This window comes from Stenotrophomonas sp. SBJS02, from assembly GCF_020428325.2.
Taxonomy (GTDB): Bacteria; Pseudomonadota; Gammaproteobacteria; order Xanthomonadales; family Xanthomonadaceae; genus Stenotrophomonas; species Stenotrophomonas africana.
Map to the genome: position 1 here is coordinate 852761 of NZ_CP109812.1, position 17091 is coordinate 869851.

At 67.0% G+C, this 17091-nt stretch carries 12 protein-coding genes, 2 tRNA genes and 1 pseudogene; 11 read left to right on the forward strand and 4 right to left on the reverse strand.

Annotated elements, in window-relative coordinates:
• Positions 1–86: 86 nt before the first annotated feature.
• The 3 genes and pseudogenes from FQS62_RS03880 to hemA all read right to left on the reverse strand — a co-directional run bounded on the left by FQS62_RS03880 (position 87) and on the right by hemA (position 4147).
• Positions 87–1798, reverse strand: a pseudogene (locus FQS62_RS03880) (tetratricopeptide repeat protein).
• 5 nt (positions 1799–1803) lie between these two features.
• Positions 1804–2886 (reverse strand): peptide chain release factor 1, encoded by a 1083-nt coding sequence (gene prfA / locus FQS62_RS03885; RefSeq protein ID WP_107379151.1) that lies wholly within the window; start codon positions 2884–2886, stop codon positions 1804–1806.
• On the reverse strand, positions 2864–4147 hold the full coding sequence (gene hemA / locus FQS62_RS03890) for a glutamyl-tRNA reductase (protein WP_049444762.1): 1284 nt from the start codon (positions 4145–4147) through the stop codon (positions 2864–2866). The genes prfA and hemA overlap by 23 nt, the downstream gene beginning before the upstream one ends.
• 63 nt (positions 4148–4210) lie before the next feature.
• Between hemA and FQS62_RS03895 the strand changes: the two genes are divergently transcribed.
• The 8 genes from FQS62_RS03895 to ychF all read left to right on the forward strand — a co-directional run bounded on the left by FQS62_RS03895 (position 4211) and on the right by ychF (position 11193).
• Entirely contained in the window at positions 4211–5896 is a 1686-nt protein-coding gene (locus tag FQS62_RS03895) for a tetratricopeptide repeat protein (protein WP_170272474.1), read from the forward strand.
• Entirely contained in the window at positions 5893–6552 is a 660-nt protein-coding gene (gene lolB, locus FQS62_RS03900; protein WP_088479938.1) for a lipoprotein insertase outer membrane protein LolB, read from the forward strand. Before FQS62_RS03895 ends, lolB begins: the two co-directional genes overlap by 4 nt.
• A complete protein-coding gene (gene ispE, locus FQS62_RS03905) occupies positions 6549–7418 on the forward strand; it encodes a 4-(cytidine 5'-diphospho)-2-C-methyl-D-erythritol kinase (RefSeq protein WP_208043234.1) in 870 nt (289 codons plus the stop codon). Before lolB ends, ispE begins: the two co-directional genes overlap by 4 nt.
• 11 nt (positions 7419–7429) lie before the next feature.
• Positions 7430–7506, forward strand: a tRNA-Gln gene (locus FQS62_RS03910).
• A 139-nt stretch (positions 7507–7645) separates the two neighbouring features.
• Entirely contained in the window at positions 7646–8605 is a 960-nt protein-coding gene (locus tag FQS62_RS03915) for a ribose-phosphate diphosphokinase (protein WP_005415400.1), read from the forward strand.
• 110 nt (positions 8606–8715) lie between these two features.
• Positions 8716–9333: a 50S ribosomal protein L25/general stress protein Ctc gene (locus tag FQS62_RS03920; protein ID WP_107379152.1), complete on the forward strand. Its 618-nt coding sequence runs from the start codon at positions 8716–8718 to the stop codon at positions 9331–9333.
• A 48-nt stretch (positions 9334–9381) separates the two neighbouring features.
• On the forward strand, positions 9382–9960 hold the full coding sequence (pth, locus tag FQS62_RS03925; RefSeq protein WP_107379153.1) for an aminoacyl-tRNA hydrolase: 579 nt from the start codon (positions 9382–9384) through the stop codon (positions 9958–9960).
• A gap of 141 nt (positions 9961–10101) precedes the next feature.
• A complete protein-coding gene (ychF, locus tag FQS62_RS03930) occupies positions 10102–11193 on the forward strand; it encodes a redox-regulated ATPase YchF (protein WP_014036087.1) in 1092 nt (363 codons plus the stop codon).
• A gap of 611 nt (positions 11194–11804) precedes the next feature.
• Here ychF and FQS62_RS03935 read toward each other — a convergent pair.
• Positions 11805–14543 (reverse strand): TonB-dependent receptor plug domain-containing protein, encoded by a 2739-nt coding sequence (locus tag FQS62_RS03935; RefSeq protein WP_208043233.1) that lies wholly within the window; start codon positions 14541–14543, stop codon positions 11805–11807.
• Between the two features lie 170 nt (positions 14544–14713).
• On the opposite strand from FQS62_RS03935, the gene FQS62_RS03940 reads away from it, so the two are divergent.
• From FQS62_RS03940 to FQS62_RS03950, 3 genes are all read left to right on the forward strand, one after another.
• Positions 14714–15733 carry a cyanophycinase gene (locus FQS62_RS03940; protein ID WP_226053552.1) on the forward strand — a complete coding sequence of 340 codons (1020 nt, stop codon included), beginning with the start codon at positions 14714–14716 and terminating at the stop codon, positions 15731–15733.
• A gap of 105 nt (positions 15734–15838) precedes the next feature.
• Entirely contained in the window at positions 15839–16855 is a 1017-nt protein-coding gene (locus FQS62_RS03945) for an isoaspartyl peptidase/L-asparaginase family protein (protein ID WP_226053553.1), read from the forward strand.
• Between the two features lie 137 nt (positions 16856–16992).
• Positions 16993–17078: transfer RNA gene (locus tag FQS62_RS03950), tRNA-Tyr, on the forward strand.
• Positions 17079–17091: the final 13 nt, after the last annotated feature.

Consider the following 17091-nt stretch of genomic DNA (forward strand, 5'->3'; position numbering starts at 1 on the left):
TCGCGCGCAGCGCGGGGTTTCAGGCTTCCTGCCGAAGGCAGTCGACCAACAGTCGACTCTACCCAGTCGACATCATCCAATCGACATTACCCGGTCGGTTCGGTTGTTCCCAGCCAGCCGTGTTCGCGCGCCAGCCGCTGCAGCAGCGCCGACAGGTCGCGGGCGAACCCGTCCATGTCGAACAATCCACTGCGCTCGCGCGCCTGCGCCAGATCGGCACGCAGCGCGGCCAGTGCCGCAGGGTCGTTGCCCAGCGCGCTGGCGGTGGCGATGAACGCCGCATCGTCAGCGACATTCATTCGCGCCAGCCCCAGATGGTGATTGAGGCTGCCGGCCACGCGCGCGGCGAAGGTGTCGCCGGGGCAGGTCAGCACCGGGCAGCCGGCCCACAGTGCGTCGGATGCGGTGGTGTGCGCGTTGTACGGATGCGTGTCGAGGAACAGGTCGGCACGCTGATAGCGGGCCAGGTACTGCGGATGCGGCAGCTTGGCCATGAATACCAGGCGTGCCGGATCCAGGCCGGCGGTCTGCGCGGCAGTGCGCAGGCGAGCGTCGGCCTGGCCGGGGCCGGACAGCAGCCACAGCACGCTGCCGGGCACGGCCTGAAGCACTGCGAAGGCGCGGCCCATGCTGCGCGGGTTGAGCTTGTAGCTGTTGTTGAAGCAGCAGAACACCACGCCGTGCTCGGGCAGGCCGCACTCGGCGCGGGACGGTGCCGGTTCAAGCACACGCGTGCTGTCCGAGGGCTGGAAGGCACGTGGCAGGCGCAGGACACGTTCGCTGAAGTGCGATTCCAGTGATGCCGGCAGCACGAATTCGTCGGCGACCACGGCATCCAGCCATCGCGCGCCTGACGTGCCGGGATAGGCCAGCCAGTTCAGCTGCAGCGGGGCTGGGCGCATCGCCAGCACTTCCGGCGTGCCGCCACCGCCCCAGCCGCGCAGGTCGAACAGCAGGTCAATGCCCTGCGCGCGGATGCGGGTGGCGATGTCGGCATGACGCAGGCCGGACATGTCGTGCAGGTGCGTCGCCGCCTGCAGGCGCTTGCGGATGCGGCTGCCGTCGTCGTGGTTCAGTGCGAACAGGTGCAGTTGCAGAGCAGGATCATGGCGCAGCTGTTCGAGCAGGGCCACGGTCAGCAACCCGGTGGGATGGCACCAAAGCCATTGGACAGGAAGCCGACGCGCAGCGGGCCATGCTCGCGAACCTTCACTGCAGGAAGGGGGCGCACCGCCGACGCCACGACTGCGGCGCGCGCACGCGCGCAGACCAACTGCTCGGCCGCGCTGGCGTCTTCGCTGAGGAAGGCGAAGGGCTCCACCGCACCCTGGCCGGCGGCGAGCGCGGCGCGTACCTGCGCAGCCAACGCGTCCACGTCCTGCCAGTCGCACAGGCGGCGCTGCCAGGCCAGGCGCTGCGCGGCGATATAGGGTTCATCCGGCATCAGCGCATGCGCGCGGCGATAGGCCGCTGCTGCGCCTTCAGCATCATCGGCATCTTCCAGCGCATGGCCCAGCCACAGTGCGATGCCCGGGTGCTGCGGGGCCAAAGCCGAGGCCTGGCCGAGCAGCCTGGCCGCGTCGGCATGCGCACCGGCCATCCAGGCGACGCGGCCCAGCCGTGCCAGTGCTTCCGGGTGGTTCGGGCGCAGCTGCAGCGCACGTCGTGCGGCCTGCTCACCGGCGGCGATGTCGCCGGCCTCCAGTTCCAGGTCGGCCAGCATCACCCAGGCGACGAAGTCGCCGGGCTGGCGTGCGATCGCCTGTTGCAGGTGCTGCCGCTGCTGCCAGGCCGACATGCGACTCAGCTCGCCGACAACTGGGCCAGGGCGTCGACCTGGTGTTCGTGGCTGAGCCGCTGCAGCAGCGGGTCGAGGTCGCCGGCCAGTACGTTGGGCAGGTCGTACAGCGTCAGGCCTTCCACGCGGTGGTCGGTGATCCGGCCCTGCGGGAAGTTGTAGGTGCGGATGCGCTGGCTGCGGTCGCCGCTGCCGACCTGCAGGCGCCGTGATTCAGCCTGCGCGGCGTCCTGGCGCTGGCGCTCGGCGTCCAGCAGCTGTGCTTTCAGGCGCTTCATCGCCTTGTCGCGGTTGGCGTGCTGGCTGCGCTCGGTCTGGCATTCCACCACCACGCCAGTCGGCACGTGGGTGATGCGGATGGCCGATTCGGTCTTGTTGACGTGCTGGCCACCGGCGCCGGACGAGCGGAACGTATCCACCTTCAGGTCGGCGGGGTTGATGACGATGTCATCGACCTCATCGGCCTCGGGAATGATCGCTACGGTGGCCGCCGAGGTGTGGATGCGGCCCTGCGATTCGGTGGCTGGCACGCGCTGCACACGATGCGTACCCGATTCGAACTTCAGGCGTGAGAACGCGCCACGGCCGACCACGCGCGCCACCACTTCCTTGTAGCCGCCATGCTCGCCCGGGCTGTCCGATTCGATTTCGACTTTCCAGCCCTGGCGCTCGGCGTAGCGGGCGTACATGCGGAACAGGTCGCCGGCAAAGATCGCGGCCTCATCGCCGCCGGTACCCGCGCGCACTTCCAGGAACAGGTTGCCTTCATCGCGCGGGTCGCGCGGCACCAGCAGCAGCGCCAGCTCCTGCTCCAGTTCCTGCAGGCGCGCCTGTGCAGCAGCGATTTCCTCGTCGGCCAGCTCGCGCAGGTCGGGGTCGGCGCGCATGCCTTCGGCGGCGGCCAGGTCGGCCTTGGCACGGGCTTCATCGGTCAGGGCGATGGCGATCGGTTCAAGTTGGGCGAATTCGCGCGAAAGGTCGCGGAAACGGGTGTTGTCGGCGACCACATCGGGTTCGGCGAGCAGGCGTTCCAGTTCTTCGCGGCGCTCGGCCAGCGCTTCCAGCTTACGGCGCAGGGTCGGCGTCATCGGGTCTCACGGGTGGGTGGCGGTAACCCGGCGTGGCCGGGAACAGGCGCTCGGCGGCGCGGGTCAGGTCGGCATCGCCACTCAGCGCGGCAGCGCGCAGGGCGGCGGTCGGCGGATGCAGCAGGCGGTTGGTCAGGCCGTGGGCCAGCAGTTCCAGCACTTCATCGGCCGGCTTGCCGTTGGCCAGCTGCTGGCGTGCGCGCTCCAGCAGCTCGGCGCGGGTGGCCTCGCCGAACGCACGCAGCTGCCGCAGCGGCGCCTGGTGGGCGCTGGCCTGCTGGGTCTCGACGAAGCGCGACACCTGCAGGTCGATGATCGCCTCGGCTTCGGCGGCGGCCTCGCGACGGCCACGGCGGTTGTCTTCCACCGCGCGTTCCAGGTCATCGACGGTGTAGAGGAAGGCATCGTTGAGCGTGCCGACCTCGGCCTCGATGTCGCGCGGCACGGCCAGGTCGAACAGCAGCATCGGCTTGTGCCGGCGCGCACGCAGGGCCTTGGCCACCATCTCGCGATGGATCACCGGCTCGCGCGCGGCGGTGGCCGAGAACACCACGTCGGCCTCGCCCAGGTGGCGGTCCAGTTCGGTCAGCGGCAGGGCCACGCCGCCATGGCGGCTGGCAAGTTCCTGCGCGTGGGCGAGGGTGCGATTGGCGATCAGCAGCCGGCGGACCTTGCCCTCGCTCAGGTGCCGTGCAGCCAGTTCGATGGTCTCGCCGGCACCGACCAGCAGCACGGTGGAATCGTCCAGCCGGGCGAACGCGTTCTGCGCCAGGCGCACCGCCGCCGAGGCGACCGACACCGGGTTGGCGCCGACCTGGGTATCGGTGCGTGCACGCTTGGCCACCGAGAAGGTCTGCTGGAACAGGCGGTCCAGGCGCTGGCCAAGCAGACCGTGGTCGCGCGCGGTCGACCAGGCATCCTTCACCTGGCCGAGGATCTGTGGTTCACCCAGCACCATCGAGTCCAGCCCGGTGGCGACGCGGAACAGGTGGCGCACGGCCTCGGCATCGGCATGCTGGTACAGGTAGCCCTGCAGGTCGCCGGCCTGGCTGTGCAGCCACTGGTCCAGTGCCTGCGCCGAATCGGCCACGGCGTACAGTTCGGTGCGGTTGCAGGTGGACAGCAGCACCGCCTCGGCGATCTGCGGGGTATCGCGCAGCGAACCGAGCGCGCGCGGCAACGCCTCACCGGCGAAGGCCGCGCGCTCGCGCAGCTCCACCGGTGCGGTCTGGTGATTCAGTCCGAGCACCCACAGGGTCATTGTTCAGTTGCTTGCGATAAGCTGCTGGCCATTGGACGACATTTTAAGGCCCCGATGCCGACGATGCCCGCATTGATTCGCATCCCCAGTGTTCTGCTGCTGTCCCTGGCCTGCAGCCAGGCCCTGGCGGCAGTGCCGGCCAAGGCCCCCGTGCGGGCCCCGGCCACTGAGGAACTGGCGCTGGAACCGGTGATGGCCGGTGAGTTCGCGCTGCAGGCCGGCAAGCTGGCCGACGCCGCGCGCTGGTACCTGCAGGCGGCCCAGCAGACCGACGGCGACGCCGGCCTGGCCGAGCGCGCGACCCGCATTTCCATGCTCGCCAACGACGATGCCAGCGCCGCCAAGGGCCTGGCCCTGTGGCAGCAGCGCGCCCCACGCTCGTTGACCATGCGCAGCGCCGCCGGTGCGCTGGCCATGCGACAGGGCGATGTGAAGGCCGCCCGCACCGAGCTGCAGGCCCTGCTGGCCGACCCCGACGAGCGCGGCTGGAAGTTCGCCCTGGCCGCGCTGATCGGTGGTGGCCGTGATCCGGCGGTGCCCGCACAGGTGCTGGGTGAGCTGGTCGACGCCAACGCCATTCCGCCGAAGATCGAAGCCTGGCAGGAATTCGGCCGCCTGGCCCTGCGCATGGAAAAGCCCGAGCTGGCGCGGCGCATGATCGATGAAGTGGTCAAGCGCTTCCCCGAGGAGCCGCGCGTGGCGTTGCTGCGTGCCAGCCAGCTGCAGCAGGCTGGCGAGACCGACAAGGCATTGTCGTTGCTGCACGACGTGGAGCCGAAGACCCGCCAGGACCCGGAACTGCGCAATGCGGTGGCCATCGCCTACGACAGCCTCGGCCAGCCGTCCGCCGCCGAGCGCGTGCTGGCCTTCGGCCCGCAGGACGTGCAGACCTGGGGCATGCGCGCTTCGCTGCTGGCCAAGCAGGGCGACAAGGCCGCGCTGTCCAACCTCTACAACGAACTGTCGCGGCAGGCGGCCAAGCCGGACCCGGCGCAGCGCCTGCTGCTGGGCAAGATCGCCGAGTACCTGAAGCGCTACCCCGAGGCGGTGCAGTGGTATCACAGCGTGCCTGGTGGCGATGAGCTGAGCGAAGCGCGCCTGCGCGCGGCCAACGCCCAGGCCCTGGCCGGGCGCCTGCCGCTGGCGCTGGATGAAGTGCACGCGATCCAGTCCGATGCGGTGGTCGACGACGATGTGCGCCGCGACGCCTACCTGCTGGAAGCCGAACTGCGCCAGCGCGCAGACGATAGCGCCGGTGAACTGGATGCGCTGGCCCGGGGCCTGGCCGCTTACCCGGATGACAACGGCCTGCTGTACGCCCGTGCGCTCACCTGGGAACGCCGTGACGACATCCCACGCGCCGAGGCCGATCTACGCAAGATCCTGGTGACCGAGCCGGAGAACGTACCGGCATTGAACGCGCTGGGTTACACCCTGGCCGATCGCACCGGTCGCCTGCAGGAGGCTCTGGAGCTGATCGACCGCGCCCGCGTGGCCGAACCGGACAACGCCGCCATCGTCGACAGCTATGGCTGGGTGCTGTATCGCCTGGGCCGCAAGGAAGAGGCACTGGTGCAGCTGCGCCGGGCCTGGACCCTGGCCAAGGATCCGGAGATCGCTTCCCACGTCGGCGAAGTGCTGTGGGTGCTGGGCAAGCATGACGAGGCCCGCCACTTCTTCGAGGAAGCGGCCAAGCTCGACCCTGAAAACCGCGCGCTGCTGCGCGCCCGCGAGAAGTTCAATCCATGAGTGTTTCCCTGATCCGGCCGCTGCTGTTGGCGGCCGCGACCCTGATGGTCAGCGCCTGCACCAGCGTGGGCACGCAGAAGACCCCGGCGCCAGCGGTGGTCGAGACCGTGTCTGCCGAAGCGGCGCAGGCCGAGGCAGCGCGCGTGGCCGCGCTGCAGGCACAGCCGGACTGGGCCTTCCAGGGCCGGGTCGCGGTCAGCAAGGGCAAGGACGGCGGCAGCGGTCGCATCGACTGGAAGCAGGAAGGGCGCCGTTATGTGGTCGAGCTGAGCGCGCCGGTGACCCGGCAGAGCTGGAAGCTGACCGGCGATACCCATTCCGAAGCCGGCCGCCTGGAAGGGCTGGCTGGCGGGCCGCGTGACGGCGAGGATGCCCAGCAGCTGCTGCTGGAAGCCACTGGCTGGGACATTCCGGTCAACCAGCTGCCGGAGTGGATCCGTGGCCTGGTGGCCGGCGATGCTGCCGGTCCGGAGAAGGTCGAGCGCGACGGTGAAGGCCGGCCGCGCCGCATGCAGCAGATGGGCTGGCAGGTGCAGTACCTGGACTGGTATCCCGCCGAGGCCGGGCGCCCAGCGCTGCCGCGCCGGATCGAGGCCAGTAATGGGGATGCCAAGGTGCGCCTGCTGGTGGACCAGTGGGGGCAGGGCGCTCCATGAGTGGGGTAGCCGATGGCACGGGCTGGTCCTGGTGGCCGGCCCCGGCCAAGCTGAACCTGTTCCTGCACATCACCGGCCGCCGGGCCGACGGTTACCACGAGCTGCAGACCGTATTCCGCCTGCTGGACTGGGGTGACCGCATCGGCCTGCGCCTGCGTGAAGACGGCCTGGTGCATCGGCAGGGCGAGGGCCTGGCCGGCGTGGCCGAGGCCGATGATCTGGCGGTCCGCGCCGCGCGGCTTCTGAAAGATGCGGCCAATATCGCGCAAGGCGCAGACATCATCGTTGAAAAGCACGTTTCTGCCGGTGGGGGGTTCGGTGGCGGTTCCTCCGACGCGGCCACTGTGCTGGTCGTGCTGAACCGGTTGTGGCGGGCAGGGCTGGACAAGGACGCGCTTGCCGCGCTTGGCCTGCGCCTGGGCGCGGACGTGCCGGTGTTCGTGCGCGGGCGCAACGCCTGGGCCGAAGGGGTGGGCGAGCGCCTGCAGCCGATCGTGCTGACACCGGCCTGGTATGTGGTGGTTGAGCCGGGCGTTCATGTTCCCACCCCGGCCCTGTTTGCAGACCCGGATTTGACGCGCGACAGCCCAGTGGCGAAAATAGAGGACTTCGCTTCCGGGACCCTGGTCGGGAACGCGTTCGAACCGGTGCTGCGCCGCCGTGAGCCTGCCGTCGAGGCAGCGTTCGCCGCGTTGAGCGACATTGGCACGGCGCGGCTGACCGGTTCGGGAAGTGGTTGTTTCGTCGAGTTCGCATCGCAGTCTGCTGCAGAGCAGGGACGGTCGAAGTTGCCGAAGGAGTTGCGGGCAAGGGTGGCAGCGGGCGTTTCGCGTTCGCCACTGCTGGATGCACTCGAGCAACACTGATTTATCAATGCAGGGGCGTCGCCAAGAGGCCCAAGGCACCAGGTTTTGATCCTGGCATTCGTAGGTTCGAATCCTACCGCCCCTGCCAATAGCGGCTGTGTCCGCGCCTTCCAGCGCATCACCTGCGCGGGACGTGGAAACAACCGCGGTGTTGTCAGCAGCAAGGGTCCATCGGGTCCTTGCCGACCCCGGATCCCCGCCACTCGTCCCCGCCCGAGACAATCATGATGCAAGAGTCCCCGAACCTGCTGGTCTTTTCCGGCAACGCCAACAAACGTCTGGCGCAGAACATCTGCAAGGAACTGGGGGTTCGCCCGGGCAAGGCGCTGGTCTCGCACTTCTCCGATGGCGAAGTGCAGGTGGAAATCGAAGAGAACGTCCGCAAGCAGGACGTCTTCGTGATCCAGCCGACCTGCGCGCCGAGCGCGGAAAACCTGATGGAACTGCTGGTGCTGATCGACGCGCTCAAGCGCGCATCGGTGGCCAGCGTGACCGCCGTGGTGCCGTACTTCGGCTACTCGCGCCAGGATCGCCGCATGCGTTCCTCGCGCGTGCCGATCACCGCCAAGCTGGCGGCGAAGATGTTCAGCACCGCTGGCGCTGATCGCGTGCTGACCGTCGACCTGCACGCCGACCAGATCCAGGGCTTCTTCGATATTCCGGTGGACAACGTGTATGCGTCCCCGCTGCTGCTGGCCGACATCTGGCGCGCCTACGGCACCGAGAACCTGATCGTTGTGTCGCCGGACGTGGGCGGCGTGGTCCGCGCCCGTGCGGTGGCCAAGCGCCTGGATGACGCCGACCTGGCGATCATCGACAAGCGCCGCCCGCGCGCCAACGTCTCCACCGTGATGAACATCATCGGTGACGTCGAAGGCAAGACCTGCGTGATGGTCGATGACATCGTCGATACCGCCGGCACCCTGTGCGCCGCTGCCGCTGCCCTGAAGGCGCGCGGTGCGCTCAAGGTCGCCGCCTACTGCACCCACGCGGTGCTGTCGGGCCCGGCGGTGGACAACATCACCAATTCCCAGCTCGACGAGCTGGTGGTGACCGACACCATCCCGCTGAAGGACGCAGCGCGGGTGTGCAGCAAGATCCGCCAGCTGAGCGTGGCGGAAATGCTGGCCGAAACGATGCGCCGCATCGCCTTCGGCGAGTCGGTCAGCTCGCTGTACGTCGACTGAGTTTTTCGTCCCTGCCGGCAACGGCGGGGGCATACCCCGGGTGCTTCTGGTCGCGGAAGCATCTTCAACCGCCAAGCCGCAAGGCGAGGCAACAACCTGAGTAGTCGAAAATGTCGAAGACCCATGAAATCAAGGTCACCAAGCGTGAACTGCAGCGTAAGGGTGCGAGCCGCCGCCTGCGTCACGCGGGTGTGATCCCGGCCATCGTGTACGGCGGCAACGCCGAGCCGGTCGCCATCAGCCTGGACCACAACGAAATCTGGCTGGCCCAGCAGAACGAGTGGTTCTATGCCTCGATCCTGGACCTGAACCTGGACGGCCAGGTGCAGAAGGTCCTGCTGCGTGACATGCAGCGCCACCCGTACAAGCAGCTGATCATGCACCTGGACTTCCAGCGCGTGAACGAGAACGAAGCCCTGACCGCTTCGGTCCCGCTGCACTTCATCAACGAAGACACCTCGCCGGCCGGCAAGGCTGCCGACGTCGTGGTCACCCACGAACTGAAGGAAGTGACCATCACCTGCCTGCCGAAGGACCTGCCGGAGTCGATCGAAGTCGACCTGGGCGAGCTGAAGGCCGGTGACGTGGTGTACCTGTCCAACATCAAGCTGCCGAAGGGCGTGGAAATCCCGGCCCTGGCGCTGGGCAAGGACCACGACGACGCCATCGTCACCGCCAAGGCCGGCAAGGTCGACGCGGCTGACGAAGAAGCGGCTGCCGCCGAGTAATACCGCTACGGTGCCTGCCTCCGGGCAGGCACCGTACTGGAAGGAACCATGGCAGGACTGCGACTGATCGTCGGTCTGGGCAACCCCGGATCGGAACACGCCCGGACCCGGCACAATGCCGGGTTTCATTTCGTTGAGGCCCTGGCGGAAAAAGCCGGTGCGCGATGGAATGTGGACAGCAAGCTGTTCGGTGAGACCGCCAAGGTCGAGATCGCCGGGCAGACGGTGTGGCTGCTCAAGCCCTCCACCTTCATGAATCTCAGCGGCAAGTCGGTCACCGCCGCACAGCGGTTCTGGAAGATCGAGCCGGAAGAAACCCTGCTGGCCCACGACGAACTGGACCTGGCGCCCGGCGTGGCGCGGCTGAAGTTCGACGGTGGCCACGGCGGCCAGAACGGCCTGCGTGACACCATGCGCCTGCTCGGCCACGGCAAGTTCCACCGCCTGCGCGTGGGCATCGGCCATCCCGGCCACAAGGACCGCGTGGTGGGTTGGGTACTGGGCCGCCCGTCGAAGGACGACGACGTGTTGATCGCGCGCGCCATCGACGATGCGATCGACGTGATGCCGCTGGCGGTACAGGGCGATTTCAGCGAAGCGATGAAGCGGCTGCACACCCCGAAATAACCGGTAGGTACCGACCGTTGGCCGTTACGGAGTCAACCAGACCGGTAGTTACCGACCGTTGGTCGGTACGGAGAATGATTGGAAAAGCAGCGCCCACGTCGCTGTTTCCCCAATCACTTTCACCCCAGAGAGCTGTCACCCATGGGTATCAAATGCGGCATCGTCGGCCTGCCCAACGTCGGCAAGTCGACCCTGTTCAATGCGCTGACCAAGGCGGGTATCGCCGCGGCGAACTTCCCGTTCTGCACCATCGAGCCGAACGTCGGCATCGTGCCGGTGCCGGATCCGCGCCTGAACGAGCTGGCAGCGATCATCAATCCGCAGAAGGTCATCCCGACCGCGGTCGAGTTCGTCGACATCGCCGGCCTGGTGGCCGGTGCCGCCAGCGGTGAAGGGCTGGGCAACAAGTTCCTGGCGCACATCCGCGAAGTCGATGCGATCACCCATGTGGTGCGCTGCTTCGAGAACGCCGACGTCATCCACGTCAACAACAAGGTCGACCCGATCTCGGACATCGAAACCATCGATACCGAACTGGCGCTGGCTGACCTGGACAGCGTCGAGAAGGCGCTGAACCGTGCCGAACGCGCGGCCAAGGGCGGTGACAAGGACGCGGCGGCGCGCAAGCCGGTGCTGGCCAAGCTGCAGGCGGCACTGTCCGACGGCAAGTCCGGCCGTTCGGTGGGCCTGGACGAGGAAGAGAAGGCGCTGGTGCGCGACCTGTTCCTGCTGACCCTGAAGCCGGTGATGTACATCGCCAACGTGCTGGAAGACGGCTTCGAAAACAACCCGCACCTGGAAGCCGTGCGCGCGCACGCCGCCGCCGAAGGCGCGCAGGTGGTGCCGGTGTCGGCCGCGATCGAAGAAGAGCTCTCCCAGCTCGATGACGAAGACCGCGATACCTTCCTGGCCGACCTGGGCCTGAGCGAGCCGGGCCTGAACCGCGTGATCAACGCGGCCTACAGCCTGCTCGGCCTGCAGACCTACTTCACTGCTGGCGTGAAGGAAGTCCGCGCGTGGACCGTGCGCAAGGGTGCCACCGCCCCGCAGGCTGCCGCGGTCATCCACACCGACTTCGAGAAGGGCTTCATCCGCGCTGAAACCATCGCGTATGACGACTTCATCAAGTACAAGGGCGAAGCCGGCGCCAAGGAAGCCGGTCGCCTGCGCCTGGAAGGAAAGGAATACCGCGTGCAGGAAGGCGACATCCTGCACTTCCGCTTCAACGTCTGATCCAGCGGCATCGGATCGACCCCGGACGCCCCGCCTTGTGCGCGTTCGCGTTTCTGGCGATGGACAAAAAATCACCACGCTGCGAAACGCTTGCGGCGTGACGTTCGCCGGCACTTGTCCACAGCAAACTCCCATCGCTTTCCACGCCAGGTGTGGAAAACCGACGAACCTGATGTAGAGCCGAGCCCATGCTCGGCTGATGCCAGCCGGAGCCGAGCGTGGGCTCGGCTCTACAAGGGGCTCGCCCGCGCGACCTGGACAAATTTTCACCGCGCTTCGAAACGCCTGCGCTGCAATGCTCGCACCCACTTGTCCACATCAAGTTCCCATCGCTCTCCACGTACCGTGTGGAAAACAATCGGGGCCGTGGATAAAAAATCACCACGTCCGGAAACGCCTGCACCGCAACGCTCGAACCCACTTGTCCACACCAAGTTCCCATTGCTTTCCACGTGCGGTGTGGAAAACCCCAGATGGCCCGCTCTGGTAGTCGCCCACCTTGGTGGGCGCGGCGAAACAGTGCCCACCAAGGTGGGCATCTAGCAGAACCGCAAACAACAAGGCCCGCCAGTGGCGGGCCTTGTCGTCCACGTTCTGCAATGCGGCGTGCCTTACAGCGCGCTGCCACCGAACTTGTGGGTGTACTGCAGGTTGATGGTGCGGCCGACGCTGTCGAACCAGGACACGTCGTAGTACGGGTAGGCCGTATAGGTCAGGTCCTTCGGCGGCATCTTGTTGAACACATTGACCACCGACAGCGACAGGCGCGAGTGGTCGTCGAAGCGGTACTGCAGCGAAGCGTTGTAGCGGTACGTCGCCTTGATGTACGGGCTGTCACCGCTGTCCCACGTGAATACCTGGTCGTAGCTGTCCGAGGTCGGCAGCTTGCCGAGGCGCGAGCCGTACACCGTTGCCGACCACGCATCCCTCTCCCAGGTCACGCTCAGGCTGGTCTTGGTGCGCGGGATGTCGAAGTTGCTGTTGACCGCGAACTGGTCCTGGATCGGATCACCCGGATAACGCTGGAAGTCATGCTTTTTCACCCAGGTGTGGGTGCCGTTGAAGATGAAGTCGCCGATGCCCGTCTGCAGGCGGTAGCGCAGGCCGACGTCGATGCCGGAGGTGGACTCGCGGGCGACGTTGATCGGCTCCACGCGCACGCCATACAGGCGCCCGTCGTTGCTGCGGGTGATGCGGGCGAGCGCATCCACGCAGGTCGGCGAGGTGATGTCGGCGCTGCCCAGGCGGCAGTTCGCTTCGTTGGCCAGGATCGTGCGCACGTCCATGTCCTGCACCTGGTTGCGCATGTCGATGTCGAACCAGTCCACCGACAGGTCCAGGCCGATCGCCGGCGACCAGACGAAGCCGGCACTCCACGACGTGCTGGTTTCCGGGTCGAGCTGGCGGTTGCCGGTGCGGCTGCGGATCAGGTTGCGTTCGTAGTCGGCGCAGTCCGTGGCGCCGTCGGCGCGGCAGCTGTACAGGTCTTCGGCGGTGGTCTCATCGTTGCCCGGGCCGGCGAACACGTAGTGCAGGTCCGGCGCGCGGAACGCGGTGCCATACGAACCGCGGACCAGCAGCGTGTCGATCGGGCGCCATTCCAGGCCACCGCTCCAGGTGGCCTTGCCGATGGTGTGGCCGGAATAGCGGTACTGGTCGTAGCGGCCGGCCACGCTCAGGTTGACCGTCTCGTGCAGCGGCATGCGCAGCTCCGCAGCGGTCGCCCAGCGGTTGCGCGAACCCTTGCCGTCCGAATCCTTCCAGCTGTAGTAGTAGTACTCGGTCGCCAGCGGATCGGGGTTCAGCGAGTAGGCCTGCTGGCCCACCTCCACGGTCGCGGCAAACCCGGCGTCGCCCCCCGGCAGGCCGAACAGCGCCGAGTTGGTCAGGGTGAAGGCGGCGGTCTCCGTGCGCGACTTCGGGGTGTAGGTGGTACGCGCGGCGATCGAATCGTACTCGGCGCGGGTAAGTGGCCGGTACAGGCGTGACGGGTCGGCGTTGTAGATCGGGAAGCCGTCGTCATCCACGCCCAGCTGCGGGCCGAGGAACAGGTCATTGGCCTTGGCGGCGATGATCTGCGCCCAGCTGATCCGCGACTGGTACTGCGAATGGCTCAGCGCCGCTTCGTAGTCCCAGTTGCCGGCCAGGTTGCCCTTGAAGCCGGTTGTCACGCTGAAGGTCTTCTGCGTGCTGCGCACCATGGCGTTGCGCAGGCCACCCATTTCCTCGGGCGAGAACTGGCGCTGCCAGAACTCGATCTCGCCGGTGGCTTCGTTGTTGAAGTAGCCCGACTCATCGCCATTGGCATCCATGCGGCCCCACTTGGTGACGTCGCGCATCAGCGACATCGTGTGGTAGCCCAGCTGCACATCGGCGAACCACTGCTGGCCATTGTCGAAGTCGTAGCTCAGCGAGGCGTAGCCATTGGCACCACGGCGCTTGCTGAGGATGGTGCCGTAGCCGATCGAGCTGTCACTTCCGCAGTAATAGCCATAGCGCGGGCGGTAGGCGCGGTAGGTGCTGCCTTGGTTCTGCCCAGCCAGCGCTTCGCAGGTGGCCGCGCCCGGGTCCAGGTAGTCATCGTTGTAGTCGGTGCGCAGGTAAGCGCGGCGGGCGATGCGCGAGCCCTCTGTCGGGCCGTCCTGGGTCGAATCCTGGATGTCGCGCTCGTACGCCCACAGCGGGGTCTGCGATTGCAGCTCAACGCTGTACACCGCGTTGAAATTGCCGCGGCTGAAACCGCTGGCGAGACTCATGTCGAACGACTCGCCACCGCCTTCGCTGGTGGTGCCCATGCGCATGTCGATGGTGGTGCCGTCGGCCTTCTTCTTCAGGATGAAGTTGACCACGCCGGCGATCGCGTCCGAGCCGTAGATGGCCGAGGCGCTGCCGGTCAGCACTTCGATGCGCTCGATCATCCCCAGCGGGATGTTGGAGACATCGGTGAAGTTGCTGCGGCCCTTGAACGGCATCGGGAAGTCGGCGATGCGGCGGCCATTGACCAGTACCAGCGTGTGGTTCGGGCCCAGGCCGCGCAGGTCCACCTGCTGGGCGCCCGGCGAGAAATCGGCGCCACTGGAGGACTGCTGGCTCTGCGTCTCACCGCCGTTCTGGGTCATCGCACGCAGCACGTCCGGCACGCTGGTGAAGCCGCTGGAGCGGATCTGTTCGGCGTTGATCACCGTGATCGGGGCGGGGCCTTCCACCTGGGCGCGCGGAATGCGCGAACCGGTGACCTGCACCGCATCCAGTTGTCGAACCGAGGAGGAAGCCGGTGCCTGGGCCGCCGCAGAAGCAGCCACGCCCATCAACGCCAGCTGGATCGACCACGCCATCGCCTTTTTACGCATGAGGAATTCTCGGAAATGAAGCCGGCCCGCAGAGGAGGGGCCCTGTCCCCCATTCAGATTTCCGGAATGGGCGCGCGCATTTAACGCCTTTTTTATGTCCTTGACTACTGGACCCCTATCTGGCAAAGAGTGAAAACGCTTGCAAGTGGATTCTGTTCAGGGAGATCAAGATGCGACGCCTCCATCGGACCCTGCGTACCCCCTTTGCCTGGCTGGCGCTGCTGGTGTTGGCCATGCCGTTGGCGGCCCTTGCGCTGGACCTGCAGGGTCCGGGCTTCGCCTACTACGAAACCGGGGATCTCGACGCACCCCGGCCCGGTCCGCGCGCGCCAGCCATGATGCTGATGGGCGGTGGCGAATGGGTGCCGGAAGCCTTTCAGTGGTGGCTGAAGCAGGCCGGGAATGGCCGCGTGCTGATCCTGCGCGCTTCTGGCAGTGACGAGCTGCAGGACCGCCTGTATCGCGAGATCGGCGGGACCACCGCAGTGCAGACGCTGGTCTTCGACAGCCGCCGCGGCGCCGACGATCCGGCCGTGCTGCGCGTGGTTGCCGCAGCTGATGCCATCTTCATTGCCGGTGGTGACCAGTCGCGCTACATCCGCTTCTGGAAGGGCACTGCGCTCAACCGCGCGCTGAACGCCCATGTGCGCGCCGGCAAACCGATAGCCGGCACCAGTGCCGGGCTCGCCATCCTCGGTGGCTATGCCTACGGCGCGATGGACGGCGGCAGCATCACCTCCGCGGGTGCGCTGGCCGACCCGATGGGCAGCGCGGTGACCATGGACAGTGGCTTCCTGCAGATGCCTTACCTGCAGCGCGTGGTCACCGACACCCACTTCGACAAGCGCGATCGGCTCGGCCGCCTGATCGTGTTCGTGGCGCGCGCCGCCCAGGACAGCGGTGATCCCGACATCGTCGGCATCGGCGTTGATGAGGACACCGCCCTGTGCGTGGAGCCCGATGGCCAGGCCCAGGTCTACAGCGCCGATGGCGAAGGCAAGGTCTGGGTGGTCAGCCCCGGTCGTGATGCCGACCGTCTGGTGGAAGGCGAGCCGCTGCGCTTCCGTGCCGTCCCGGTAACCGTGGTCGCCAGTGGCAGCCGCATGCGCCTGGACGACGTCCAGGCCGACGCCGACTATCAGGCGGTGGCAGACATCAGCGACGGCGAAATGGAGTTCACGCTTAGGTAGTGCCGGCCGCTGGCCGGCAACTCACCTTCCCTGACGCGCCCCTTGCCGGCCAGCGGCCGGCACTACCCTGCAATCCATTCCCTCGTCCTGCTGGAGACGTACCCGATGAAACTGCGCCTGGCGCTGTCCGCACTGTTGTCCCTGCCCATGCTTGCCGAGGCCGCGCCGGCCACCTCACCGCTGCTGGTCATTCACGGTGGCGCCGGTGTCGAGCGCAAGGACCTGTCGCCGTCCGAAGAGAAGGCTGCGCGCGATGCGTTGCGCGCTGCGCTGCTGAAGGGCCATGCCGAACTGGCGGCCGGTCGCCCGGCGCTTGCAGCGGTCACTGCGGCGATCACCGTGCTGGAGGACGACCCCACCTTCAACGCCGGCAAGGGCGCAGTGTTCACCCACGACGGCCATAACGAGCTGGATGCGGCTGTCATGGATGGCGCAAGCCAAGCGGCGGGCGCAGTGGCAGGCGTCCAGCGCGTGCGCAACCCGATCCTGCTGGCGCAGACCGTGATGCAGAAATCCAGGCACGTGATGATGGTCGGGCAGGGCGCCGAAGCCTTCGCGGTCGAGCAGGGCATGTCTCTGGTCGATCCCTCCTACTTCCGCACGGAGAAGCGCTGGCAGCAGCTGCAGCGTGCACTGAAGGAAGAGGCCAGTGGCCAGGCACACGCCGATCTGGAGACCGCAAAGCACTTCGGGACCGTCGGTGCGGTCGCCTTGGATGCACAGGGGCACCTGGCCGCCGGTACCTCCACCGGCGGCATGACCAACAAGCGCTATGGCCGGGTGGGTGACTCGCCGATCATCGGTGCAGGCACCTGGGCCGATGCGCGCTGTGCGGTATCGGGCACCGGCTGGGGCGAGTACTACATCCGCACTGCTGCCGCACACGAGATCTGCGCGCGCATGCGCTACCAGGGACAGAGCCCGGAACAGGCAGGCAAGGGCGTGATCAACGAGGCGATTCCGCAGATGGGTGGCGACGGCGGTGCGATCGTGCTCGGCGCAGACGGCAAAATGGCCACGCCGTTCAACACCCAGGGCATGTATCGGGGCTGGATTGGCGCCGACGGTGTCCCTCATGTCGCAATTTTCGCCAACGAGACCCTGCCGGTCCCGGGGCAATAACCTTGCGTATCAATGGGTTTGCGACAGCGTGTGAAAAAAGTGGAAAAAAGCGTTGACAGCCCCCCGTCCCATCAGCAGAATAAGCGGCTCACCACCACACACCGCAACGCTTCGGCGGCAACGGAATGGGGTGGTAAGGAGGGATACCCAAGCGGCCAACGGGGGCAGACTGTAAATCTGCTGGCTTACGCCTTCGGTGGTTCGAATCCACCTCCCTCCACCAGTTTCACGTTGTG